The organism is Paenibacillus sp. EB106-04-04-XG159, assembly GCF_058791835.1.
Genome location: NZ_JBYTDY010000010.1, coordinates 26,761 through 52,119 on the forward strand (window position 1 = coordinate 26,761; position 25,359 = coordinate 52,119).

A 25,359-nucleotide genomic window follows, 5' to 3' on the forward strand; every position below is an offset into this window, starting at 1 on the left:
ACAGACGGCAAACACGTTTCACAGAGGAGGTGTCATCCTTGTTCAAACGAATCAATCGCTTGGCGATCGAGCTGCCGCAGCCGAAGCACGGCGATCCTAACGCCGCGGCGGCCGTGCAAGAGCTGCTCGGTGGACGATTCGGGGAGATGTCCACACTGAACAATTATATGTTCCAATCCTTTAATTTTCGCCAGAAGAAGAAGCTTAAGCCTTTCTATGATCTTGTAGCCAGCATAACAGCTGAGGAGTTCGGCCACGTCGAGCTAGTGACTAATACCATTAATCTCGTGCTGGAAGGAACCACACAGCCAGGTCCCCCCGACTCCGCTCCACTGCGCCCAGGCAAGGATGTGCGCAATACGTATCACTTCATCGCCAACGCCCAGACCGCTATGGTCGGCGACTCCATGGGTCGCCCGTGGGCAGGCGACTATGTGTTCAACAGCGGCAACCTTGTGCTGGATCTGGTGCACAATTTCTTCTTGGAATGCGGAGCGCGTACACATAAGATGCGCGTCTACGAAATGACCGATCATCCGACGGCTCGAGAGATGATCGGATACTTGCTCGTACGCGGCGGCGCTCATATCATGGCTTACTCGAAAGCGCTGGAGATCGCGACAGGTGTTGATATGACGAAGATGCTTCCGATCCCCAACCTCGATAATTACGCGTTCCATTCGGCGCGCAAGTTCGAGGATATGGGCCTCGGCCGCGTGCTCTATACTTGGAGCGATAACGACTATAAGGACATCGGACTCATCTGGAGCGGTACACATCCCATCGACGGCGGTAAGCTGGAAGTGAGAGAAGGCACTCCTGTAGGCGCGCCGATACCGGACCTCGAGGATATGCCGGAAGAATTCGCGCCAGGCATCTCGCACGAGGACTTCTTACAGATCGTAAACCGCCTAAAGAAAAATGCCGGTATCTCATAGTCCGCGCCATACTTTCATACAGATATCAAGCACATGGGACACCACTTTACGTGATGATCCATGTGCTTTTTCTGTTTGACTTCATCGTACATAGTGTATATATTAAATATATACACTAAACGAGGTGAAGCCGCCTATGATCTATATTCACATCTCCCCGTCTACGGACGAGCCTATATACGCGCAGATCGTTCGCCAGATTCGCAACGCGATCTTCAGCGGCGAGCTGCCCGCGGGATCCCCGCTTCCCTCCATTCGCCTATTGGCGAAGGAATTGCAGATCAGCGCCATCACGACGAAGCGCGCTTATGAAGAATTAGAACGCGAAGGACTGTTGGACAGCGTCGTCGGCAAAGGCTCTTTCGTATCCGGAGCCAATCCGGAGCTCATTCGTGAACAGCGCGTGCGCCAGATGGAGACCAAGCTTGAAGAAGCCGTACAAGAAGCCAAAGACTTGAACATCGAACTGCACACATTACTGGCCCATATTCAGATGCTCTATGAGGAGGATGAACAATGAACGCCATTGAAGTTCAGCAACTTCGCAAGACATTCAGCAGCTACGAAACCGATTCATTAACTTTCAACGTACAGCAAGGTTATATTACGGGTCTCATCGGACCAAACGGCGCCGGCAAAACGACTCTGCTCCGCATGCTGATGAATATCGTGCGCCCGATTGAGGGGCAGATTCGCATCTTTGGACTTGACATGCCAAGAGACGAGATCGAGATTAAACAGCGTATCGGATTCGTCTCCGATGAGAGTCACTTCTATGGACGCTTTACGATGAAGAAGATGAAAGAGGTCATTGCCCCATTTTATAAAGAATGGGATGAGAAGCTGTACAAGCAGCTGATGAGCCACTTTCAACTGAAGGAGAACACGAAGATTGACGAGGCTTCCAAGGGGATGAAGATGAAATTTTCGATCGCCGTCGCACTTTCTCATCGACCTGATCTGCTCATCATGGACGAACCGACTGCGGGACTTGATCCCGTATTCCGCCGCGAGCTGCTCGATCTCCTCAGCGAATGGATGCAGGATGAACGCAAGACGATGATCTACTCCACGCATGTGACGACAGACCTCGATCGGATGTCCGACTACGTGCTGTTTATGAATGAAGGCCGAATCGTACTGCATGAGGAGAAGGATCAACTGTTTGATCATTACGTGCTCGTAAAAGGCGATAAGCGCCTCTTGGATGCTGATATTCGCTCCCTATTCATCGGTTTGCGTGAAACGGAGATCGGATTCGAAGGACTGGTGAAAGAGCGCGAATCAGCCATGCACATCTTTGAACAGCAGGTCGTCTATGAACGTCCGTCACTTGAGGATATTATGTATTTTCATACTAGACGGTCACTTCAAGGAGGAATTCTATTATGAATGCGTCACTTCTGAACATGGAATTCAAAAAGTCCCTCAACATCTGGCCAACGGCCCTATTCATCCTGCTGCTGCTGTCGATATCCAGTTATCAGATGATGCACAATTTCATCTATTCCGGTATTTTAACAGGTGTATTTGTATTCTTAAACAATCTCGCTATGGATAAGAAAAATAATACGTATTCATTCGTAAATACACTTCCCGTTACCCGTAAACAGTTCATCACAGCGAAATACTGTTCCACCATTGTTTTTATTTTGGCCGGTATAGGCCTTGGTCTTATTACTACGGCGCTGCTGCCACTCATCGGCTTTGATGTAGACGTCAACATCTTCACGATCCTGCTGGTCAGCTCACTCGGCTTCATCATCATCAGCGTGAATATCCCTGTATATCTGCTAATGAAAGATAAAGAGAATATGGTATCCATCATCATTATCATCGCCTTAATCATCGGGGGACTCTCATTGATTCAGAAAGATTTTTTGATCGGGCAGCTTGGAATCACGACCGTTTCATCCGCTAACATCTTAGGAGTGGCTGCACTCAGTGTTTCTGCTCTCATGATGATCATCTCTTACTTTATCTCATGCGCCTTCTTTACCAAACGGGATCTGTCCTAACGTCATATCGTCAAATCGTCATAACATCACCGGCAAGAGAGCAGGAAAACATACATAATAGGGCCATGCACTCCCCTCAAGGAATGCATAGCCCTGTTTATACGTCATTCATTTCAAATTATACGATGCCCTATTTCACATTAGCCGTTACAGATACATTAGAATAGCCCAGAGACTGCAATTGGCTAAGTGTCATAAATAATCGATCCTTCACGATCAGGCTGTTGTCAGGCGTCAATTCAATACGACCCTGATCAGAAGTAATCACATATTGACTGTGCTTCCCGCTCGTCTCCTGCACTTCAATCTTCCAGCCAAGAGCGTCAAGCAGCGGCTTGACAGGGATCCACAAGTTATCATTCTTATTAAATGTGTAGTCCACTGCTACATCCTTGCCGTCAATATGAACGACATGATACTGGTCATGAACTAGCGCAATCGATTTGACCGGCAGCGACATCGTGATCAGCTTCTGATCCAGCTGAGGAAGATCCTTATATCCCTCTTCAGCAGACGATGTTATCTTCTCACGTTCCGCTGGCCCCGTCAGCTTATGCGATCGCTGCGTCTTGAAGTCGTATATTTGCTCCGTCCGGTTTGGTTCATTCAGCGCATATAGCATAGAATTGCTGTTCGCATTATATCCGCGCAGTGAAGCATACTTCACGAATGACCACTGATTCGTTGCCGGATCATAGATATCAATCTCATTCTGCTTCGCCTGCTCACTGTAACGTTGTACGAGCAGTTTATTATCCGGCATCCAGTAGATTGGACTCGTGTTATAGCTAGAGAACCATTCGTTTATTTCTCCTGTAGCGTTATTCTTCAGCCAGTAGCTCTTCTCCATCGAGATAGGTATTCTTCCGTCCTCTGCGGGGACTGCCGAATGCCATAGAATCTGTTTGGTTACCCCCCATTTTCCATCCGGAGAATAACTGAAGAACTGGCCATGATGCATCTTATCGTCCTGCGTATTGTAATAGTAGGTTTGGTTATAGTCATATTTGATACCCATTTCACCTGCGTTTACGGATACGATTGGCTGGTTGCTGCCTACGTTGTAGATCGCTTCATAATCGTCTTCCCAGCGCATAAGCGTGCCGTCTGGGGTTCGCTCCACAATGTAGGATCGATCATGTGAACCAGCAGGCTCAACTACATAGTAAATGGTACCATCTTCTTTATCTACAAAACCTATCTTTTGATGAGCAATGGCATCAATAGAGGCGGTTGGTGTCATCTTCTCAGGTGATGAGCCGTTATCATGTCCACTGACAGCCAGCACCGGTGTCGCCGAAAGCGCAAGCACACATCCCATAACTGCTTGTACAATCTGACGCAAGCGTCGTCCTGCTTTCATCCAATTCACTCCTTCTGCTCCATAGTGCAAGATGAATAAGGGACCGCCTAGGCTGCCCCTTTTTAACATTAGACGCGATCTCTATATAAAATGTTTTCTTGGTAAATAATCCATGATGGTTATACGATCCATCACTTTTTGCGCTTGCGTGACAACGAGATTCCGCCAAAACCGCTGATGATGGCCACATAGAATCCGAAATCATACCACCAGCCCGAATTAATCGGCTCGTACAAGCGCCACGAATCGCTAAACAACTGAGCAATTAGACTGATCGGCGCGATCCACCCGTGCCATATTCCCCAGAAGAAGCCTGCTGGATCAGCAGGACTGTAAGAACCATCTCCGGGTACGCAGCCTGTCATCAGCATCATAAGCAGGCCAACGCCCAATAATGCGGCATACCTCTTGATTCGTTTCGATTTCAAAGTTCGTATGTCCACTGTCTGTGATTGCTGTGCAGCCATATGCATTCCTCCTTTTAATCACTTTCATACATCGATTGAAATATATAGCAGTTCATCTCTATGTTCTATGATGTATGATGCTCCATTCATAACCCGAATCATCACTATTATTCCCGTATTCCTCTAAAATTGCACATACATGGATATGATCCGCTATATTGCCTTTATACGCAAAGAATCCTGCGGAGTTTCCCCCGCAGGATTCTGTATTAGGATGAATGATTCCACTATGCAAATGCCGCAGCCATGCCTTCGCACAAGTAATCTTTGCTCAACCTGCGAGAGACTTCAAGGGCGGCAATAGTTTATAATATTAGAACTATCTATTCATATTAGTAAGAAAGGAAGCGGATGATGATGAGCGATAAACGTGCATTAGTTCTTGGAGCAAGCGGTCTGGTCGGAAGCGAACTGTTGAAGCGCATCACGAGCAGCTATGCGCGAGTGGAGGTATTGAGCCGGCGATCGACGGGTATTGCCCTGCAGCGCGTCACAGAACACGTCATCGATTACAACAACTTAGAGGAAGCGGCCAAACATTTTCAGGTAGATGATGTATATTGCTGCCTCGGAACAACGATAAAGAAGGCCAAGACGAAGGAAGCCTTTCGCAGAGTGGATTATGAATATCCATTAAAGGCTGCTCAACTCGCTCGAGATGCGGGTGCCACCCAATTCCTCGTCATCACAGCTATGGGGGCAGATGCGAAGTCATCCATCTTCTACAGCCGTGTTAAAGGAGAACTTGAGCAATCGCTTGCGGCGCTCTCGCTGCCTGCCCTGCACATATTCCGTCCATCTCTATTAGTAGGCAAACGGCAGGAATTTCGATTCGGAGAACAGATTGCCATCTGGACTGCTCCGGTTATGCGGTTCTTATTGAGAGGACCTCTGCGCCGCTATCGTCCGATCGAAGCCTCTCAAGTCGCCTGCGGCATGCTGGCGGCAGCCAATGCTGCTAATGTTTCCGATGCTTCCAAGTCAGAAATTCACATCTATCCGTCACATGAAATCGAACAGTTGGCTGCTATGTACACCCCGATCGTCTAACACAACGGCATCCAAATTACAAGTCTTTATCGATCTGGAAATGTGATATTTATCACCGTAAAACTATTTACACACTCAATATGTTGTAGTATATTTACTAGAGCACAACTACATATTGAAATGTAGCAGGTGAAGCAGACCTGAATACGGACAGAATTCGAGCCCGAGGTATTCGTTATCTCTAGCAGCTCGACGTTCCGAAACAGGCTGCGCTTAATAGGGAAGACGGTGCGAATCCGTCACGGTCCCGCCACTGTATGGAGTGCTGTCAGCCACACTGACAGCTATGCTCGCCAAGCGCGATTTGCAGCACGTGCTGCAAGGAGGCGCCCCCCGCCACTGAGTGATATCGGGAAGGCGTTGGCAGCTGATGGCTCCGAAGTCAGGAGACCTGCCTGCAACACGAAACATATCCTACGCGGAATAGGGAATGTTCAGGAACTAGCTTCTTCATGCAAGACGCACAGTTCGTTGAGAATCATGTTCATGCCGATTCAACGCTTACTGCTGTCCTTGCGTGCGGCCTCGCTATGTCTTGTTACTGTCTAACAGCCACCATTCAGGTGCTGGTACAGTTCAAGCATGGGCTATTAGCTATGGGCTTAAACCATTGATTATGCCGACCTGAATCCCTATTTGTTGGGGATTGGTCGGCTTTTTAATATGTTGTCGAACGGATAATCCGGAGGAGGAACCACAAGATGATTACGACTTACACGATAAATACCGTATTAAAGCCTAACAACCGCTCGCTCGCCTTTGACGAGGCGCGCATCGTTCGCTACGGAGAGCGGATCATGGAAGACTTCCCGCATCTGAATCGCGACCAATGGCATCGCGGGGTCATGACGAAGCTGCGTCACCCTTCCATCCAGGCCAGCGATATTACGCAGTCTGCGATCATGACCGCGTTGGAGCTCGTGACACGCGAGGAGCCGGATTGGAAGTTTGTTGCGGCTCGCGCGCTGCTGACGAAGCTGTACAAGGAAGCGGCTCTGCATCGCAACTATAAAGCTTACCCGGACAAGCCGTACGGAGACTTCTATAAGCTCGTGAAGAAGCTGGTCGAGCTGGGCTTATACCGTGAGGAGATGCTCGAGGCCTACACCGTTGAACAGATCCGCGAGCTTGGCGCCGCGATCGATCCTCGAGGCGATGAACTGTTCGACTACATCGGCTTATTAACTTTGGCGGAGCGCTATCTGACCACCGACTTTGATGGCAGAACGATGGAGCTGCCGCAAGAACGATACATGGTCATCGCCATGTACCTGATGCATAAGGAGCCGGCGGAACGCCGAGTGCAGCTGGCGAAGGAAGCTTACTGGGCGATGAGCAATTTATATATGACAGCGGCGACACCGACAATGGCAAATGCGGGCAAGAAGGTCGCAGGCCAATTGTCCAGCTGCTTTATCGATACGGTCGATGATTCACTCGAAGGAATCTTCGACTCCAATACCGATGTAGCCCGCCTAAGCAAGATGGGCGGCGGCATCGGCGTCTACCTCGGCAAGGTACGAGCACGAGGCTCGGACATCCGCGGACATAAGAATACAAGCTCCGGCGTTATCCCTTGGATTCGCCAGCTGAACAATACAGCGGTAAGCGTTGACCAGTTAGGCACACGCAAAGGCGCAGTCGCCGTTTACTTGGATGTATTCCATAAGGACATCCTCTCCTTCTTGGATCTGAAGCTGAACAACGGGGACGAGCGAATGCGCGCTCACGATATTTTCCATGGAATCAGCATTCCGGATCTGTTTATGGAAGCTGTAGACAGCCGCGACGACTGGCATCTATTCTGTCCGCATGAAGTCAAGAAAACGATGGGCTGGAAAGATGAGAAAGGCCGCGCACTCGGCTTGGAAGACTTCTATGACGAGTCATTCGGCAACGGCTCATTCCGTGACAAGTACGCGGAAGCAGTCGCTAATCCGAATCTCTCGCGCATCACGCTGCCGGCAATCGATATTATGAAGCGTGTTCTGAAGTCGCAGTTGGAGACGGGCACACCTTACATGTTCTATAAGGATACAGTCAATCGTGCGAATCCGAACAAGGCGCACGGTATGGTCTACTGCTCCAACTTGTGTACGGAAATATTCCAGAATCAATCGCAAACGGTAATTGAGCATGAAGAGCTCGTTACGAAGGACGGACAAACACGCATCGTGATCAGCAAGATTCCAGGCGACTTCGTCGTCTGCAACTTGAACTCGATTCACCTGGCGCGCGCTGTACGCGCCGACGTGCTGGAGCGCCTCATTCCGATTCAAGTGCGCATGCTCGACAACGTTATCGACATTAACAATATTCAAGTGCTGCAAGCCCAGTACACGAACAGCCGCTACCGCGCGATCGGTCTAGGCACATTCGGGCTGCATCACCTGCTTGCGCTAGAAGGCATTGCATGGGAGTCGGCAGAAGCTGTTACGTTCAATGACCACTTGTACGAACGTATTAACTACCTTGCCGTTCAATCTTCTATGAATCTGGCGAAGGAAAAAGGCGCATACCCGCTCTTCCAAGGCTCTGATTGGGAAAATGGCCAATACTTCACTGACCGCGAGTATACGACGGGCACTCGTTCAGGCGCATATGTAACAACTGAGCAATGGCAGCAGCTTGCGGCGGAAGTACAAGCGAACGGCATGCGCAACGGCTGGCTGATGGCGGTAGCGCCTAACGGTTCAACTTCGATTATCGCGGGTTCGACAGCAAGTATCGATCCTGTATACGATCTGCTCAGCTACGAGGAGAAGACAACTTATAAGATTGCGAACCCTGCTCCAGATCTGTCCGAGAAGACGATCTGGTACTATAAGACAGCATTCCGTCTGGATCAGCACGCTTCTATCCGCATGGCAGGCGCGCGTCAGCGCCATATCGATCAAGGCCAGAGCTTCAATCTGTACGTTCGACCGGACATTCGAGCTGTGGACTTCTTGAATCTTCATCTGGATGCATGGCGCACAGGTATGAAATCGACCTATTATGTACGTTCTCAAGCACTAACCATTGATGAGTGTGAATCCTGCAGTTCATAACCATTTCCATAGTTTCAAACAACCGCGCACCTGTCGAGCTCCGATTCGGCGGGTGCACTCGTTAGCGAAGAGAGAGGAGCTCATTTTACATGACAACCATGACCAACCTGCTGAACCAGCAGATGATCTTCAACACGGAAGCACCTAACCAATCAACGCGCATCATTAACGGCGAATGCTCCGGGATCCTGAATTGGGACGACATTCGCATGCCGCATATGTACAAATTGTACAAAGTTCTGCTGCTCAACCACTGGATTCCAGACGAAATCCCGATGGCGAAGGACGCGCAGCAATACCCTCTTCTAGAGAAGGAGGAGCAGGATACGTTCAAGATCAATATTTCCCTGCTTGCTGTTCTCGATTCGATGCAAACGATGTTCGTCGGCGATGTGCGCGATTACTTTACCGATTCCTCCTTGGAGGCGATCGCTGCGATCATAGGTCAACAGGAGGTTGTACACAACCAATCCTACTCGTACGTGTTGTCTTCCCTCGTGTCCGATCAAGAGCAGAAAGAGATATTCGAATATTGGAAGCATGATAAAGTGCTGCTGGAGCGCAATCGCTTCATCGCCGACATCTATCAGAACTTCCGCAATGAGCAGACGCCGCAGACCTTCTTCGAAGCGCTCGTTGCCGATCTGATTCTAGAAGGGATCTTCTTCTACAGTACATTCGCCTTCTTCTACAATCTCGCGCGCGACCAGAAGATGATGGGCACTAGCCAGATGATCTCGTACATTCAGCGTGATGAGAATCAGCACTGCTACTTCTTCGGCGAAGTGTTCAAGCAGTTGCTGGTGGACTACCCGGAACTGAATACGAAGGAAAATATGGACTACGTGTATGCAACAATCGATCGTGCGGTGCAGCTGGAAACCAACTGGGCACATTACACACTGGACAAAGTCCGCGGCATCGATCTTCGCGAGCTGTCCGATTACATCAAATACATTGCCAATCGCCGTCTGAAAATGATGGGACTGGAGCAAGCGTATCAGAACGTAGATATCAACTGTATGCCATGGATTAAGCCATTCTCTGATGAAGCGCTGAATGCGACCAAGACTGATTTCTTTGAAGCGAAATCCCGCAACTACGGCAAAGTAGGCGACGATAACGGCTTTGATGAACTGTAAGACGCAGGATTAGCGTGACCATACGATGTATCATACCCGCTGGAGCTGGTGCTCCGGCGGTTTTTTGTTTGGGTATAGATAGAATGTGTTTATATTTAGGGTGTGCGCTTATCCTTCAGGAGTGTAAAGGATGTTATTGCCATATTGGTTTCAAATTAGGTACAATATCTAGGTAACGCGCATGCTGCACTAGAGTTTTGTAAGCACTTACATTCTGTTGGGAACTGTAGAAATGAGGGAGGGATCGTGCCGGCCATCAACCAGTGTCATTGTCGATTGCACCGATTGTTCATGAAATCTTATCATTGGCTTAACACAGTATGTATCGATTCCCACAAATTGTCTATGATACCATCTAGACAAGGCTCTAATCATACCACGGGGGTGTCCATTGATGAATCGTAAGAAGCTTGGACTTGCATTATCGTTAACTGCATTACTTGCATCCGTAATAGCAGGACCTCTGGCAGCCGCTCCGCTGCAGCCTATCGATCACAGCGCATGGATGCAGCAGAAAGCGTACATAAACGGCTCTGAAGACGGCCTGGAGCTAACTCGTCCTATTACGTTAGTGGAAGCCGTCGTCATGCTGGCGCGTGTACAAGGCGGAGAGGCAAAAGTACAGGCGATCGATCCAGCCGTGAAAGGAAGCTGGGCTGCTCGTGCACTGACATGGGCGAAGCAGGATGGCATTGTTACACCGGAGCAGTGGAAGCTGCTGCACAAGCCAGCAAGCCCAGAGACACTTCAAGCTGTCGCGAAACAGGCTGGACTGGATCTACAATTGGAAGGCAGCGAAGTGACTCGCCAAGAATTCGTTGACGCGCTTGGTGATGCAATCACGGTTCAGCTTACGATTGGACATACGAATGATGTTCACGGTCATGTTCTTGATGATGGCAAGGTGGAAATGGGTTATGCCAAGCTCGTCACCTTGATGAAGGAGCTGCGTTCGGAGAATCCGAATACGATGCTGATCGACGCGGGAGATATGATTCAAGGCACGATTTATGCCAACCTGTCGAAAGGTGAATCCATCACGGCACTGGTTAACCCGATCGGCTACGACATGATGGTCGCCGGCAACCATGAGTTTGACTTCGGTCACGAGCAATTATCGAAGGTATCGAAGATGTTCAAATTCCCCGTTCTCGGTGCCAACGTATTTGACGCTAATGATAAACCGCTCTTGGATCCTTATATGATTAAAGAAATAGAAGGCAAAAAAATCGCATTCCTCGGCCTGATAACGGAGGAAACTCCAATTGTCACCCATCCTGACAACGTCAAGGGCCTAACCTTTAAGGACCCGGTTGAGGTCGCGAAGGAATGGGTTCCTATGCTGCAATCCATGGCAGATGAAGTCATCATCGTATCGCACTCCGGCCTTGCGGCAGATCGCGAGATTGCGAAGCAAGTGGAAGGCGTAGACTTAATCATCGGCGGGCACTCCCATACCAAGCTGACGAGGCCTGAACTCGTGAACGGCGTATACATCGTTCAGGACTGGGAATACGGCAAATCCCTCGGCCGAGTAGATATGTTCTATCATAATGACGAGCTCGTGCATTTCTCCAGCAGCTTGATTGAGTATAACAAGGATACCGTTGCTGATGCCGAGACAGCGAAGCGCGTAGAAGAGCTGAAGAAGAATACAGATGGACAGTTGAATGAAAAGATCGGCACGGCTTCCGTTCTGCTTGACGGTGAACGCACGAAGATCCGCGCCGAAGAAACGAATCTCGGCAACCTTGTAGCAGACGCTATGCTGGAGCGCACGCGCTCGATGCCTGGCTTCGAAGCTGATGTCGCGCTGACGAACGGCGGAGGCATCCGCGCTTCGATCCAAGCGGGCGATATCACGAAGCGCAATCTGTACGATGTGCTTCCATTCCCGAACACACTGGCTGTTGTGGAAGCAACGGGCAAGGAGCTTCGCGCAGCGCTTGAGAATGGCGTCAGCAAGATCGAAGAAAGCGGAGGACGCTTCCCGCATGTGAGCGGCATGTCATTCACCTTCGATAAGAAGCAGCCTGCGGGTAGCCGCGTAACGAATGTGAAGGTTGGCGGCCAACCTATCGATGACGCTAAGACTTACCGGATCGCGACGAACGACTTCGTCATCGCAGGCGGGGACGGCTACGAGATGCTGAAGAAAGACAATGCCCTTAATACAGGCGTAACGCTCTACGAAGTGGTCGAAGAATACATCATCAATGCAAAAGCGGTATCCGCTAAGATTGATGGACGGATCACGAAGCTGTAAGCCTAACTAACGACAAGAACCTCCAATGCCGCTTCAACGGTGTTGGAGGTTCTTTGTATGTTACAGCAAACGTTCAAAGCCATAATCGAGCAGCGTATGTGAGTCGGTCCATACTTCCTCCATCCCAGAATGAAGTACGACTGCAATCACTTCTGTGCCTTCGCGGACCGCAGATGAGACCAGACAATATCCGGCTTGATCGGTGAAACCTGTCTTAATGCCGATCGCGCCTTCATAATAATAGCCGCTGTCCGGCTGCAGCAGCTGGTTCCGATTAACGACCATTTTTTCACTATATTGATCCTGATAAGTCACTCCAAGATTAGCCTGCTTCTCTTCGACTATTTCACGAAAGAGCTCATTGTTCATCGCTTCGCGGGCAAGCTTAGACAGATCATTCGCCGTTGTGTAATGTCTCTTATCATGCATGCCATGCGGATTCATATAGTGCGTATCGTTCATACCGAGCGATGCGGCGCGTTGGTTCATCAGCTGTATAAACGTTTGGTAGGCCTCTTCTCGCGTTGCGCCTGCAGGAGCATGCTTCATGCCGACTTGAACCGCAATCGTCCTCGCGGCATCATTGCCGGAAGGAAGCATCATAGCTGTGATCAGCTCTTGCCACGTCATCAGCTGCCCTGACTCCAAGCCTGCCGTGCTCTCATCTTCTTCCGTCCAGAGCACCTCGTCCCCAACCATAACGCCTTCGTCAGGATTCGTTGACTCCAGCGCGATCAATGCGGTCATAATCTTAGTCGTACTAGCCGGAGGAAGACGCTTCTCGTCATTTTTATAGAACAGAATCTCACCTGTTTCGGCATCTATTACAGCAGCAGCTTCGGCACTTATATGCTCCTTAGCAAGCATACGATTGTTGGTAGACATCATAAACTGGTCCCTCACTTGTAATACCTGTCCATATGCTTTGTTAATAGTGCTATCGGCGATCGGCACATCCATTATCTCCAACATCCACAACAATCCTGCTGCAATAAACATCACGCCCAATAGCTTACGGCCCGTTCGTTTTCTCTTGGCTCTAGATGTGGATTGCAGCTGCTGTGGCTCGCTCTTCATTTGTCGCATCGTTAACTCTCCTCGCTCTCGACCAGATCATATGGACTCAGTATAGACAGGAGAGTTTAAAGAACCTTTGCGAAATTATGAAGAAATTATGATGATAGCGGGAAATCTACGATAAAACGTGTGTCTTGACGGTCACTCGTTACCCGAATGCTTCCGCCATGCAGCTCCGTTATCGCCCGTGCAATCGCCAAGCCAAGTCCTGACCCTCGTGTATCATCGCCGCGCGATTTATCCGCGCGATAGAAACGGTCGAACACATGCGGAAGATCCGCTTCTGGGATCGGCTCACCATAATTGACCACTTCGATCGTCGCCGCTCTGGATTGCTTCTTAAGCAGAATATCTACAGCCCCGCCATCGCGGCCATACTTCATCGCGTTCGTCAGCAGATTGTCCAGCACCCTCACCAGCTTAAGCGAGTCCGCTTGGATCATGACTGGCGTATCTGGAATCTGCATCCGCAGCTCCATACCGGCATCCTCCATCGGCTGACGATAATGAACGTACAGCTGACTGATTAAACCGTTAAGCTGCACCTGCTGCAGCGATAGCGGTGCACCGCCGCTCATACGCGTATACTCAAACAGATCCTCTATCATCAAGTGAAGGCGCTCCGCCTTCTCATACGCGATATGAATATAATGGCGCAGCTCCACTTCGTCGCGATAACGATCCTGCTCCACCAAGCCGAGATAACCTAGAATAGACGTTAGCGGTGTTCGCAGATCATGTGAGACGTTCGTAACAAGCTCTGCCTTCGTCCGTTCAGCCAAGCGCTCTTCTTCCATCGAGCGGGTAAGCTGCTCTACCATGTAGTTGATATTGTACTCCAGCTTGCCGATCTCATCCTTGCCGCCGACCTCGATTCGCTTCGAGAGATTCCCGTTAGCCATCTCCTGCACAGCGGCTGTAATTCTGGATATGCGCCGAATGAACATCGTCATCATGATCAGATAGGCCACGATAAACCAAAACAACAGGCTGCATATGACGACAGGTACAGCTCCAATACTGCTTCTTAGAATCTCTGCTACAGCCAAAATTCCGGAGCTTCTCCCGCTGCGATAGAGCGTATCGACAAATAAAAATGATAGATAAGTAACACTTAAGGAGATGACGAGCGATAATGCGACGTAAAGCAGCATCTTCCACTTCATTGTCCACTATCCTCCACCTTATACCCTACTCCCCATACAGTATGAATATAAGGTTGCCCGTGCTTATGAACCTTGTCTCGCAGCTTGCTGATGTGTGCGGCAATCGTATTATGAGCCCCCTGGAACGGCTCCTTCCACACCAGCTCGTACAGATCTTCCGCACGATATACTCGACCCGGCTGCTTCACCATCGTATACAGGATCTCAAACTCGATGGAGGTCAGATGTACAGCCTCGCCGTCCACCTTCACCGTATGAAGCTCCTTATTTACCTCCAGCTTCCCGAGCTGCAGCACTCCATCCTGTTGGACCGCTTCCCCCGCCTTCATGCGCGGGTTCAGCTGATAAGTTCTCCGCAGCAGCGACTTGACGCGAGCCATCAGCTCCAGCGGGTTGAACGGCTTCGTCATATAATCATCGGCGCCTGTCATCAGCCCCATGATCTTATCCATATCCTCTGTCTTCGCGCTTATCATCAGAATGGGGATCCCTTGCTGCTTATTTCGAATACGGCGCGTCACTTCAAGCCCGTCCAGCTTGGGCATCATTACATCGAGCACGATAAGATCAATCGGCTCATGCTCTATGACGTTGAGCGCTTCCGAACCGTCATGTGCCAGCAAGCAGTTGTATCCTTCATTGACCGCGTAGATCCGAATCAATTGAGCGATCTCCTTGTCATCATCAACAATCAACAGCGTTGTCATTCTGTTATCCTCCTCTACACCAAATTATGCCGATAGAAATCACGCCTAGTGTAGCACATTGGACGACAAGATTGAAATAACTGGAGCAAGCCGCTTAATGAACATATATCAACTTTACATTTGTCAAATTTGTAAAGCTACTTTATACTTCATATAGGTAGTTATCTACATCGTATCGGACCAATTCAACATTCGGAGCGAATATCTAATGACCAAGAAGATTACTCAGCAGCATATCGCCGACGCGCTTCAATTGTCGCGCAACACGATCTCGAAAGCGCTTAATAATGAACCTGGACTGAAGGAAGACACACGTTCCCTCATTATTCAGCGCGCGATAGACATGGGCTATACCAAGTTTCCTCCTGGAATGCTGGAGTCCTTCCAAGTACAAGCGCAGGAGCAAGAGCTTCAGAAGCCTGCCGTACACAGAGGCAACCGCCTTATTGCGCTGCTTACGCACTCTGATTATGTGGGGAACCATTACTGGACTTCATTTATAAAAGGATTAAACACCTCATTGAAGGAACATAGATATACAGTGGCTATGACGATTATAGATGAGGAGGAAGAGGATCATCTGAAGCTGCCGGCGTTATTCGAGCAGCAAACACCTGCGGGAATTGTCACCATTGGCGCCTTCCTGCGCGCGTATTACGAACGAATAGAGAGCACGGGTATCCCCTCGCTTTTCGTAGATACTTATGCTGACTTCAATATGAATGATCTGAAGACAGACACCCTGCTCGTTAATAACAAAGACAGCGTATATGAGATGACCAAGCACTTGGTTTCTCAAGGATACCGAGAACTCGGCTTCGTCGGGGACGTCGGCTCATGCCTCAGCTATCAAGAGCGCTGGTTAGGCTTCCAGCAAGCCATGAATAACAGCGGAATTGCAATGGATCCCGCATTGAGCATCATCAACCATTTGCCCCGCCACTATTATGATGCGGCTCAATTACGTAAAGCACTGCAAGAGATGGAACGACTCCCTCGCGGCTTCGTCTGCGCGAATGACGAGATCGCTGTCGAACTAATCTATTTGCTGCGTGAAGCTGGGCATCGAGTTCCAGAAGAGATGATCCTAACCGGCTTCGACAATATCGGGCAGCTGGCCTACTTGCTTCCAAGCCTCCCGACAGTCGATGTACCTAAGGAAGAGATGGGCATGCGCGCAGGTGAACAACTCGTTTGGCGCATCGAGCACCCGGATCGTCCGAAAGAGCTTATTCGCATGGCTGTGCAGATGAATAAACAATAGTTTGAATTAATGTAACATTCCCAACTAATAATTGCACATTTATTTCACATTAATGCACACTTATGTATTGACATAGTGTGCATTTTATTTTACATTTAGAGTGTAAAGAAAACGCTAACAACAAGCTGAAGCAGCTCACAATCTTACAATTGTAAACATTGATGCGCTGCAGCACTTATTTTTACTCTTATTTATGTAAAGCGAGGGGAATGTTCATGAGCAAACTTAACATCATCGGCCCTAACGTACCGAATATGCCTTGGGAAGAGCGTCCTGAAGGTCATCGCGACGTCCTGTGGCGCTATAGCCAGAACCCAGTAATTCCACGCGATCTGCTTCCTAACTCCAACAGTATCTTCAACAGTGCTGTTGTGCCTTTTGAAGACGGCTTCGCTGGCGTATTCCGCTGCGACGATCGCAACCGTTACATGCGTTTGCATGTAGGCTTCAGTAAAGACGGCTTGAAATGGGATATTAACGAAGAGCCTCTTAAATTTGAATGCAACGATCCTGAGATCGGCAACTTCATCGAAGGCTACGATCCTCGCGTCGTTTGGATCGAAGATCGTTTCTATGTAACTTGGTGTAACCTTTACCACGGTCCAACGATCGGTGTAGCTTACACATATGACTTCAAGACGTTCCACCAGCTTGAAAATGCATTCTTGCCTTACAACCGTAATGGCGTTATGTTCCCTCGTAAGATTAACGGCAACTATGCAATGGTTAGCCGTCCGTCTGACACAGGACATACACCATTTGGAGATATCTTCTACAGCGAGAGCCCTGACATGGAATTCTGGGGCCGCCACCGTCACGTAATGGGAACATTGGGTGGATGGCAGTCCAAGAAAGTCGGCGCTGGTCCGATTCCGATCGAAACTAGCGAAGGCTGGCTCATGATCTACCACGGCGTGTTGAACTCTTGCAACGGCTTCGTATATGCTTTCGGCGCAGCATTGCTTGATCTTGAACAGCCTTGGAAAGTGCTGTACCGCAGCGAGCCATACTTGCTGCAACCATCAACTATTTACGAGTGTGTTGGCGACGTTCCAAACGTAGCATTCCCTTGTGCATCCCTCGTGGACGCGGAAACTGGCCGCATCGCAATCTACTACGGTGCAGCTGATACCGTAACTGCGCTTGCATTCGGTTACGTGGACGAGATCGTTGAATTCGTTAAGAACAACTCACGCGTAAAGTAACTTTCGGCAATAGAAGTAATGAACACATATGATTGCATATGGTTCACACTTTCTTTGTAACCCCCTATTTTCCCTAGCCGCGTCGCCCCGTGGCTAGGGATATTTAATTTCTAAGTAGTGCTGCTTCATCCATCAAAAAAAGCGCCCCCGAAGCCGCGGTATAAGACCGCAGCGTCAGAAGACGCTCGTGTGACAGCGCAAAATGCACTGGAATTAGATGATTAGAATTATTGCTTCTTAAATATGCCGAACGGCTTGCCTACTGGAAGAAAGAATCGACCAAAATGCGGATTCAATACAGACGCCGCTGAGCCGTAGAAGCTGAGCAACGCGACGCCGAATTCAGCTATTCCTGCAATAGTATGCATCGTGTGCGCTGCAATTCCGAAAGAATCCATCGTCAAACCCAGGAACAATATGTCAATGAGTACGAAGATGAAAAATAACACTTTATGTGTCTCCATCGCACCGATTGTCATGAACAAAGTAAAGATCAAGTATCCGGCAAACGCGAGACCTAGCTGCTTCGGATCAGCACTCATGGCCATCGACTCTCCGAATACGCCATGCTGAATCATCCAAGACATACCGACACCCAACCAGAATAATCCATACCCGCCAAATGCCGTTGTACCAAATGTGTTGCCCTTCTTTGCATCGTGAACACACGCAAATAATTGCGCGATCGCACCTAGGAAGATAGCCCACGGCAGCACAAATGACGTTCCATCCGTCCATCCTAGCTTCTGTGAAGATGCGACAAGTGTAACCATGGCGAGACCGAACAATCCTAACGCGCTTGGATCAGCTGTTGCGATGTGAACCTTATGTTGTTCCATTTTCATCTGTCTGTTGCTCCCCTTTGATATATAAGTTCCATTATCTGACCACAACAGGCATTATTCTATTATACTGGGAGCCGCAGCATCAACTGGTATTTTCATACACATGAATACTGCTATACAGGAACAGAAAAAAGCCCTGACCACTGGCCAGAGCTCGGATATGCAAAATGTTTAATATGTATGTGTATTAGGATAATCCCCTCACTGAACCATCCTCATCCAATCGAATGTGGAGCGCCGCCGGCAACTTCGGCAATCCTGGCATCGTCATCACCGCGCCCGTCTCTACAACGACAAAGCCTGCTCCATTCGACAACCGCACATCGCTCACTTCCATCATAAAGTCCGATGGAGCCCCCAGCAATTTAGGCTGATCCGAGAAAGAGTAAGGAGTCTTCGCCATGCAGATCGGCAGTGAGCGGCCAGCACCTGCCTCTATGCTCTTCAACGCGCGTTCTGCGCGCGGAGAGAAACGTACGCCTGCCCCGCGATAGATCTCGCGAACAATCGTTTCAATCTTCTCCTTAAGCGGCAAGTCATCAGCGTACAGCAGCTTGAACTCTTGCTTAGCGTTTGAGTATTCCGCCATTGAAGCTACTATGTTCGCCAGCTCCTCTGTCCCTGCTCCGCCTTTCGCCCAAGCTTCGGACAATGCTGCCTCCGCCCCATGCTCGCGGCAGTAGCGAAGCACATCTTCCAGTTCAGCTTCCGTATCCGTCGCAAAGCGGTTTACAGCTACTACAACAGGCACGCCGAATTTACGTACATTCTCAATATGACGCGCCAGGTTAGCGAATCCAGCCTTCAAAGCCTCTCGATTCTCCTCGGTCAGCGCATCCTTCGCAATTCCGCCATTGTACTTCAATGCCTTCACTGTCGCCACAATGACAACGACCGAAGGATAGAGCCCCGCCTGGCGGCACTTGATGTTCATGAATTTCTCGGCGCCCAGGTCTGCGCCGAAGCCTGCTTCCGTGACAACATAATCCGCGAGCTTCAAGCCAAAGCGCGTTGCCAACACACTGGAACAACCGTGGGCAATATTGGCGAAAGGCCCGCCATGTACGAGCACTGGGTTTCCTTCGATCGTTTGAACGAGATTAGGCTTAATCGCGTGGCGAAGCAGGACACACATCGCATCCGTCGCGCCCAGATCATCAACCGTTATAGGCTCACCTTCAATAGAGTAGGCGAGATGCATGCGTCCAAGGCGCAAGCGCAGGTCTGCCATATGATCTGCAAGACCAAGCACCGCCATGACTTCAGATGCAGTCGTTATCATCGAGCCATCCTCACGAACTGTGCCGTTGCCGTCGCCTAAGCCAACAACGGTGCGGCGCAGCGCCCGATCATTCATGTCCACCGCGCGCTTCCATAAGATGCGATTCGGATCAATTCGAAGTGCATTTCCATGGAAAATATGATTATCCAGCATAGCCGCAACGAGGTTATGAGCAGATGTCACCGCATGGATATCGCCAGTGAAGTGCAGGTTAATATCCGCTGCAGGAACGATCTGCGCCCCTCCGCTGCCTGTTGCTCCACCCTTCATTCCCATACATGGTCCAAGAGACGGCTCACGCAGCGCAGCGACGGTCTTGTGCCCAATGCGGTTCATGCCCTGTGTAAGACCGATCGTTGTCAGCGTCTTGCCTTCACCTGCTGGCGTTGGATTCATAGCTGTAACTAGAATAAGCTTCCCGTCCTGCTTCATGCAAATTCGTTCCCACAATTCATCGCTAAGCTTGGCGGCATATTTGCCGTACTGTTCTAGTTCATCCGGTACAATGTCCAACTGTTCTGCAATTTTAGCTATCGGTTGCATATTCATCTTCACCTGCTGTTCTATGATTTGCTGATATTATACTATGGAAATAGCTTTAACACGCAATTGACAGAATATTGTTAAATATTTCATATTCTTCTCCCCGTCACAATTAGCATACCACTCTAATCAAACTGTAGACTGCCACCAATATCACTCGCTGAACTCCAATAACCTAAACCAATATTGACGCCGAATCGCTCCTTATTCGAAGTCCGAACGATTCATAACAGTCTATATTTTCCATAATTATTGTATGATGTCACAACTTCCGACATATTACTGCGTAGAAGAATATACACTATATGACATATTCTGCCGAAAAGGAGATTCACTATGCAGACTGTGCTAATCATTGGGGCCACCGGCTTTATCGGAAGATATATTATGAAGCACCTCCTAGCTCATTTACACGATTGCCGAATCCTAGCTGTTACACGTTCGGAATCTCGTCTTATAGAAGTGCTGACGCAAATGGATCGGTCGAGCCTGCAGCACAGCAATGAGCGCGGCAATACGCCCTTCGATCGTATTATTCCACTCATCGGCGACTTGGATCTTCCCAATCTGGGCTTATCCGCGGATCATCGTGAGCTTGCTCTTACTGCGTCGGTCCTCATCCATGCGGGAGGACCAATGGATCTGGACATGAGCGAGAAAGAGGCAGATCGTATTCTGGTGCACGGCACTCGCCATGTGTGTCAGTTCATGTCGGCGATGTGCGAGTCTAACTCGCTGCGACATGTTATCTATATGGGCGGGCCTCTGAGCGTTGGCGAAGAAGCCCGCCCCATAAAGCACTACGAACGCGCGAAGCTGCGCGCGGAAGCGAACCTGCGGCAAGCGAGCGATCAGCTCGGCGTGCCGCTGTCTGTGGTGAGTCCGGGCGTCGTTATTGGCGACGCCCGGACTGGCGCTCACGAACAGCTGAGCAGCTTCGGGCTGTTCGTGAGCGCGGCGCGCCGCGGCTGTGCCGGCAACATGCCTGCCGGCCGCCGCGGCACAGAGTGGCTGCCCCTCGTATCCGTGGATACGGTGGCAGCCTATGTCGGAGCGCTGGTAAGCGAAGCTGACCCGCGCTCCGACACGTACCCGCTGCTGGACCCTATGGGTCAGCAGCTGCAAGCGAAGCAGCTCGCGCAGCGCATAGCGCGCGAGCTGCGGGTCGCGGCACCGCTGCGCTCGGTGCCGCAGCGGCTTATCGGGCGGTTCCTCGCATCACCGCCCGATAAGCCCTCACCGCATGCGGCCGCGCTTCCAGACACCAGCGCCACCGTCAAGCTTAGAGAACGTCACCAATTGCCCGTTCTCCACACCGAAGAGCTGCTTTCATCTGTCATAGCGGATGTCGATTACCGAATCTCGCATATGTCGGGTATAACCATCCGTATTCCGAAAATATCACTCGATAGCGCACTCGGTCCACCGAATGATATTCAACTCGCTCAAGGTCAAATAGAGAAGCCCACTCCGCTTCATCGCTATCTACCCGGTTATCTCCGTTCCGATCTACCGATAATTCGCGGGCAACGAGGCAGACTGGCAACATGGGAGATTGCTGGCGACTCTTCAATGCCGACCCTTGTATTTATACATGGCAATTTCAGTTCATCTGATATGCTGCTGCCGATTGCTCACTTCTTGAAGAACATCCCGATGTGGTTTCTGGACCTTCCAGGCTACGGGCGTTCGCCAAGCTGCGACCATGAGGATTATATGGAAGGAATTCACTTGTCCGTTATCGAAGCACTGCAATCTTCAGATCGGCCAGTGGTGCTTGCAGGACACTCCTTCGGCGGATTAATAGCCCATAAAGTATTCGAGCGTGCTCCTGAATTAATCGAACATCTACTTCTCCTGCATCCCATATTAAGTCCTGTCCCTCGTTTATATAAATACGAATGCCTTACCCGATTGCTTCTACGCTGGATGGCACCCTTTTTTATTATGAAATCCCTGCCTTTGATGGAGGGTAACAGACAGTACCATCATATACCACACGATCTCATATCCATGATCATCGAGGAACTCCGCTCGCCGCGGGTTAGATATGCAACTGCGAAGTCACTTGCGTTGTTATCCGATAAACAGACCTTTCAGTTTCAGATCAACTTCAACGCTTATGCTGAGCGAATCTCCATATTGTGGGGTCAACACGACGATACATTCAAGCTTCCCGCCGAAATATTGCCGCATCATATTACTAGAGTCCCGTTCGATCACTATTTGCCAATCACCCATCCGATCGATGCAGCTATTTGGATTCAATCTCGACTACATAGGCATATCAAGGAATATACATAACCTAAGCATCTCTTCAGATCGAACCGAAGCTGCCCTCCTCAGTTCGTTTTTATTAGTCAAATTAATATCTTATCCCGTTAATATATTTCGTAATTTATAACTTATATTTATTTATAATTATTATTGATAAGTAATTATTTTTGTGTTAGAGTAATATCACCTTATTGATAAACATTCTCAATAACGATGTACAGGAGGCTAGTCTATGAATGAACAGCAACACTTAACGACGAATCAAGGTGCGCCAGTATCAGACAACCAAAGCTCCAAGACCGCAGGTCAGCGCGGTCCCGTATTGCTTGAAGACTATCATCTGCTAGAGAAGTTGGCACATTTCGACCGCGAGCGTATCCCTGAGCGCGTCGTGCATGCGCGCGGTGCAGGCGCTTATGGCGTCTTCAAGCCTTATAAGAGCATGGCAGAGTACACCAAGGCGGCATTCTTGCAGGATCCAGAAGCTGAAACGAAAGTGTTTGTACGCTTCTCGACCGTTATTCATGGCGGCACATCACCAGAAACATTGCGTGATCCTCGCGGATTCGCAGTTAAGTTCTATACAACGGAGGGCAACTATGACCTCGTTGGAAACAACCTGCCTGTATTCTTTATACGCGATGCAATAAAGTTCCCTGACATGGTTCACTCCTTGAAGCCAGCACCGCATACCAATATCCAGACACCTGATCATTACTGGGATTTCATGTCCTTAACACCTGAATCAACACACATGATGTCATGGGTGTTCTCAGACCGAGGCATCCCGGCCAACTATCGCGAGATGGACGGCTTTAGCGTTCATGCCTTCAAATGGGTGAATGTCGAAGGGCGAGTACGCTATATCAAATACACCTGGAAGTCGCAGCAGGGTATCCGCAGCTTGACTGCTGAGCAGGCTGCTGAAGTCGGCGGTCAGGACTTTAACCATGCTACCCGCGATCTGCGTGAAGCTATCGATGCGGGCAATTTCCCCGAATGGGAATTGAATGTACAGATCATGGAACCAGACGGTGACGCGCTGGCATTCGACCCTCTCGATGCGACCAAGGTATGGCCGGAGGACCAATTCCCGCTTATGCCGGTTGGCCGCATGACGCTGAATCAGAACCCGACGAATTTCTTTGCGGAAGTCGAGCAGGCTGCCTTCTCACCTAGCGTGCTCGTGCCAGGCATTGAGCCTTCCGAGGATAAGCTGCTTCAAGGCCGACTGTTCTCCTATCCGGATACTCAACGTTACCGATTAGGCGCGAACTATCTGCAGATCCCCGTGAATTGTCCTTTCGCAGGCGTTCGCAACAATCAGCGTGACGGTGCGATGCAGGTTAATCAGAATCCGTCTCCTGCGAATTATGAGCCTAACAGCCAAGTGCCTGGCTATAAGGAAGCGCCTCAGTACGCGGAGAGTGAAATGCCCCTGCACGGCACAACCATGCGCCGCAAGATCGAGAAGACAGACGATTTCACACAAGCTAGCGAGCGATATCGCAGCTTGCTTCCAGAAGAGCAAGATCGCTTAGTGCTCAATATCGTCAACGATCTTAAGGTATGTCGACCAGAAGTACAGATGCGCGCCATCTGCAACTTCTTCCGTGCTGATGTCACGTTCGGAACTCGTTTAGCTGATGGAGTCGGAGTAGATATTAGCGCTTATAAGCAGCACTCATCTCAATAAATAACATTCCTTGAATAGAGAAAGGCGCATACCATTCCATGGTGTGCGCCTTTCAATCTTTATAAGCTCGCTAAACTACTCCAAGTCAAGCTTATAGAATCGCAATGCATTTGCTCCAAACAGCTTATCCTGATCCTCACGTGTAAAGTCCGCTGGCAGCGCTCGCATCAGCACATTCACCACATCTTCGTATCCTGCCGCCAAGAGGCATACAGGCCAATCGCTGCCGAACATAACTCGTTCTACACCGAAATGAGTAATGCACAGCTTAATATATTCATCGAAGTCTGCCTGCTTCCATTGAACATGATCCGCCTCAGTCACCATCCCTGACAGTTTGCAGAACAGATTCGGATACTGCGCCAACTCCTGCATTTGACTAGCCCACGGCTCTATAATTCCCTCCGTGATCCGAGGCTTAGCTATATGATCAATAACTCCGCGCAAACGCGGAACATGCTTCATCAGTTCAGTCAGTACATGCAATTGATCCGACTTTAGCAGAAGATCCACAGGCAGGTCATCCGCTTCAATCTCTTGCAGAGCTTTTATATATGCAGGCTCTAGTACTACGCTTGCGTCCGGCATGTCCTGAATCATAATGCGGAAGCCTACAAACTTCGAATGCTTGCGGAATTGCTCCAGATGCTGACGCCAATTCGTATCTGACAAGTCCACCCATCCTACTACACCTGCTATTGTTTCATTCTGATCAGCCAACGACAGCATATATTCCGTCTCTTCCAACGTCGCTGCCGCTTGAACCACAATCGTCTTATCTATGTATTGCTGCTTTAGGCTTGGAAGCAGATCTTTAGGTTCATAATCACGATATAACTTCTTCATATCCGGGGTCAACCAACCATAATCACCACGTTCAAGCTTCCAATAATGCTGATGAGCATCCACTCTCATATTAACTTCCTCCTTGCAAGCGTTATCAGATTATATCGTTATTGTATATAAACCAGATGCAAGATTACAGTGAGAAAACGAATATCTT

20 protein-coding genes and 1 riboswitch are annotated in these 25,359 nt (G+C 49.5%); of the genes, 12 read left to right on the plus strand and 8 right to left on the minus strand.

Translation table 11 applies throughout. The features are described 5' to 3' along the window. The first annotated feature begins 38 nt into the window (after positions 1-38). The 4 genes from AC3WTP_RS13570 (at position 39) to AC3WTP_RS13585 (ending at position 2,956) form a co-directional block, all read left to right on the plus strand. Entirely contained in the window at positions 39-938 is a 900-nt protein-coding gene (locus AC3WTP_RS13570; protein WP_492395157.1) for a manganese catalase family protein, read from the plus strand. A 139-nt stretch (positions 939-1,077) separates the two neighbouring features. Continuing rightward, positions 1,078-1,458: a GntR family transcriptional regulator gene (locus AC3WTP_RS13575; protein ID WP_492395312.1), complete on the plus strand. Its 381-nt coding sequence runs from the start codon at positions 1,078-1,080 to the stop codon at positions 1,456-1,458. After that, on the plus strand, positions 1,455-2,330 hold the full coding sequence (locus AC3WTP_RS13580; protein WP_492395158.1) for an ABC transporter ATP-binding protein: 876 nt from the start codon (positions 1,455-1,457) through the stop codon (positions 2,328-2,330). The genes AC3WTP_RS13575 and AC3WTP_RS13580 overlap by 4 nt, the downstream gene beginning before the upstream one ends. Continuing rightward, positions 2,327-2,956 carry an ABC-2 transporter permease gene (locus tag AC3WTP_RS13585; protein WP_492395159.1) on the plus strand — a complete coding sequence of 210 codons (630 nt, stop codon included), beginning with the start codon at positions 2,327-2,329 and terminating at the stop codon, positions 2,954-2,956. Before AC3WTP_RS13580 ends, AC3WTP_RS13585 begins: the two co-directional genes overlap by 4 nt. Before the next feature lie 130 nt (positions 2,957-3,086). Here the strand turns inward: AC3WTP_RS13585 and AC3WTP_RS13590 are convergent, their stop codons facing one another. Continuing rightward, complete coding sequence (locus tag AC3WTP_RS13590; RefSeq protein ID WP_492395160.1) at positions 3,087-4,319, minus strand: hypothetical protein; 1,233 nt, start codon at positions 4,317-4,319, stop codon at positions 3,087-3,089. 131 nt (positions 4,320-4,450) lie between these two features. Further along, entirely contained in the window at positions 4,451-4,786 is a 336-nt protein-coding gene (locus tag AC3WTP_RS13595) for a hypothetical protein (protein WP_492395161.1), read from the minus strand. 357 nt (positions 4,787-5,143) lie between these two features. Between AC3WTP_RS13595 and AC3WTP_RS13600 the strand changes: the two genes are divergently transcribed. From AC3WTP_RS13600 to AC3WTP_RS13615, 4 genes are all read left to right on the plus strand, one after another. Continuing rightward, entirely contained in the window at positions 5,144-5,836 is a 693-nt protein-coding gene (locus AC3WTP_RS13600; protein ID WP_492395162.1) for an NAD-dependent epimerase/dehydratase family protein, read from the plus strand. Positions 5,837-6,005: 169 nt separating this feature from the next. Beyond that, positions 6,006-6,249, plus strand: a riboswitch (cobalamin riboswitch). A gap of 288 nt (positions 6,250-6,537) precedes the next feature. After that, positions 6,538-8,886, plus strand: coding sequence for a ribonucleoside-diphosphate reductase subunit alpha (locus AC3WTP_RS13605; RefSeq protein ID WP_492395163.1), 2,349 nt, complete (start codon positions 6,538-6,540; stop codon positions 8,884-8,886). A gap of 110 nt (positions 8,887-8,996) precedes the next feature. Then, positions 8,997-10,028, plus strand: coding sequence for a ribonucleotide-diphosphate reductase subunit beta (locus tag AC3WTP_RS13610; protein WP_492395313.1), 1,032 nt, complete (start codon positions 8,997-8,999; stop codon positions 10,026-10,028). Positions 10,029-10,422: 394 nt separating this feature from the next. Beyond that, positions 10,423-12,294, plus strand: coding sequence for a bifunctional metallophosphatase/5'-nucleotidase (locus AC3WTP_RS13615; RefSeq protein WP_492395164.1), 1,872 nt, complete (start codon positions 10,423-10,425; stop codon positions 12,292-12,294). A 60-nt stretch (positions 12,295-12,354) separates the two neighbouring features. On the opposite strand, the gene AC3WTP_RS13620 is transcribed toward AC3WTP_RS13615, so the two are convergent. The 3 genes from AC3WTP_RS13620 to AC3WTP_RS13630 all read right to left on the minus strand — a co-directional run bounded on the left by AC3WTP_RS13620 (position 12,355) and on the right by AC3WTP_RS13630 (position 15,244). Next, positions 12,355-13,380 (minus strand): D-alanyl-D-alanine carboxypeptidase family protein, encoded by a 1,026-nt coding sequence (locus AC3WTP_RS13620; RefSeq protein ID WP_492395165.1) that lies wholly within the window; start codon positions 13,378-13,380, stop codon positions 12,355-12,357. A gap of 86 nt (positions 13,381-13,466) precedes the next feature. Then, positions 13,467-14,537 carry a sensor histidine kinase gene (locus AC3WTP_RS13625; RefSeq protein WP_492395166.1) on the minus strand — a complete coding sequence of 357 codons (1,071 nt, stop codon included), beginning with the start codon at positions 14,535-14,537 and terminating at the stop codon, positions 13,467-13,469. Continuing rightward, positions 14,534-15,244 (minus strand): response regulator transcription factor, encoded by a 711-nt coding sequence (locus AC3WTP_RS13630; protein WP_492395167.1) that lies wholly within the window; start codon positions 15,242-15,244, stop codon positions 14,534-14,536. Before AC3WTP_RS13630 ends, AC3WTP_RS13625 begins: the two co-directional genes overlap by 4 nt. Positions 15,245-15,452: 208 nt before the next feature. On the opposite strand from AC3WTP_RS13630, the gene AC3WTP_RS13635 reads away from it, so the two are divergent. Continuing rightward, complete coding sequence (locus tag AC3WTP_RS13635; protein ID WP_492395168.1) at positions 15,453-16,508, plus strand: LacI family DNA-binding transcriptional regulator; 1,056 nt, start codon at positions 15,453-15,455, stop codon at positions 16,506-16,508. 215 nt (positions 16,509-16,723) lie between these two features. Further along, positions 16,724-17,713, plus strand: coding sequence for a glycoside hydrolase family 130 protein (locus AC3WTP_RS13640; protein ID WP_492395169.1), 990 nt, complete (start codon positions 16,724-16,726; stop codon positions 17,711-17,713). Positions 17,714-17,940: 227 nt separating this feature from the next. Here AC3WTP_RS13640 and AC3WTP_RS13645 read toward each other — a convergent pair whose 3' ends face one another. Together AC3WTP_RS13645 and AC3WTP_RS13650 are read right to left on the minus strand one after the other, a co-directional pair. Continuing rightward, on the minus strand, positions 17,941-18,558 hold the full coding sequence (locus AC3WTP_RS13645) for an acetate uptake transporter (RefSeq protein WP_492395170.1): 618 nt from the start codon (positions 18,556-18,558) through the stop codon (positions 17,941-17,943). Positions 18,559-18,745: 187 nt separating this feature from the next. Then, positions 18,746-20,395 (minus strand): formate--tetrahydrofolate ligase, encoded by a 1,650-nt coding sequence (locus AC3WTP_RS13650; protein WP_492395171.1) that lies wholly within the window; start codon positions 20,393-20,395, stop codon positions 18,746-18,748. 324 nt (positions 20,396-20,719) lie between these two features. Here AC3WTP_RS13650 and AC3WTP_RS13655 point away from each other — a divergent pair, with 324 nt between their 5' ends. Together AC3WTP_RS13655 and AC3WTP_RS13660 are read left to right on the plus strand one after the other, a co-directional pair. After that, positions 20,720-22,687, plus strand: a complete 1,968-nt coding sequence (locus AC3WTP_RS13655) for an alpha/beta fold hydrolase (protein ID WP_492395172.1) — start codon at positions 20,720-20,722, stop codon at positions 22,685-22,687. 205 nt (positions 22,688-22,892) lie between these two features. Continuing rightward, the gene (locus tag AC3WTP_RS13660; protein WP_492395173.1) at positions 22,893-24,356 is read left to right on the plus strand and encodes a catalase; all 1,464 of its coding nucleotides are present in this window, start codon (positions 22,893-22,895) and stop codon (positions 24,354-24,356) included. Between the two features lie 75 nt (positions 24,357-24,431). Here the strand turns inward: AC3WTP_RS13660 and AC3WTP_RS13665 are convergent, their stop codons facing one another. Next, positions 24,432-25,271, minus strand: coding sequence for an amidohydrolase family protein (locus AC3WTP_RS13665; protein ID WP_492395174.1), 840 nt, complete (start codon positions 25,269-25,271; stop codon positions 24,432-24,434). Positions 25,272-25,359 lie beyond the last annotated feature (88 nt).

Bases quoted from the DNA above. Each gene is read 5' to 3' on its own strand.
- AC3WTP_RS13635 (WP_492395168.1), top strand. From the start codon at position 15,453: ATGACCAAGAAGATTACTCAGCAGCATATCGCCGACGCGCTTCAATTG.
- AC3WTP_RS13620 (WP_492395165.1), bottom strand. From the start codon at position 13,380: ATGCGACAAATGAAGAGCGAGCCACAGCAGCTGCAATCCACATCTAGA.
- AC3WTP_RS13640 (WP_492395169.1), top strand. From the start codon at position 16,724: ATGAGCAAACTTAACATCATCGGCCCTAACGTACCGAATATGCCTTGG.
- AC3WTP_RS13595 (WP_492395161.1), bottom strand. From the start codon at position 4,786: ATGGCTGCACAGCAATCACAGACAGTGGACATACGAACTTTGAAATCG.
- AC3WTP_RS13630 (WP_492395167.1), bottom strand. From the start codon at position 15,244: ATGACAACGCTGTTGATTGTTGATGATGACAAGGAGATCGCTCAATTG.
- AC3WTP_RS13655 (WP_492395172.1), top strand. From the start codon at position 20,720: ATGCAGACTGTGCTAATCATTGGGGCCACCGGCTTTATCGGAAGATAT.
- AC3WTP_RS13660 (WP_492395173.1), top strand. From the start codon at position 22,893: ATGAATGAACAGCAACACTTAACGACGAATCAAGGTGCGCCAGTATCA.
- AC3WTP_RS13625 (WP_492395166.1), bottom strand. From the start codon at position 14,537: ATGAAGTGGAAGATGCTGCTTTACGTCGCATTATCGCTCGTCATCTCC.
- AC3WTP_RS13580 (WP_492395158.1), top strand. From the start codon at position 1,455: ATGAACGCCATTGAAGTTCAGCAACTTCGCAAGACATTCAGCAGCTAC.
- AC3WTP_RS13600 (WP_492395162.1), top strand. From the start codon at position 5,144: ATGAGCGATAAACGTGCATTAGTTCTTGGAGCAAGCGGTCTGGTCGGA.
- AC3WTP_RS13645 (WP_492395170.1), bottom strand. From the start codon at position 18,558: ATGAAAATGGAACAACATAAGGTTCACATCGCAACAGCTGATCCAAGC.
- AC3WTP_RS13665 (WP_492395174.1), bottom strand. From the start codon at position 25,271: ATGAGAGTGGATGCTCATCAGCATTATTGGAAGCTTGAACGTGGTGAT.
- AC3WTP_RS13590 (WP_492395160.1), bottom strand. From the start codon at position 4,319: ATGAAAGCAGGACGACGCTTGCGTCAGATTGTACAAGCAGTTATGGGA.
- AC3WTP_RS13605 (WP_492395163.1), top strand. From the start codon at position 6,538: ATGATTACGACTTACACGATAAATACCGTATTAAAGCCTAACAACCGC.
- AC3WTP_RS13585 (WP_492395159.1), top strand. From the start codon at position 2,327: ATGAATGCGTCACTTCTGAACATGGAATTCAAAAAGTCCCTCAACATC.
- AC3WTP_RS13615 (WP_492395164.1), top strand. From the start codon at position 10,423: ATGAATCGTAAGAAGCTTGGACTTGCATTATCGTTAACTGCATTACTT.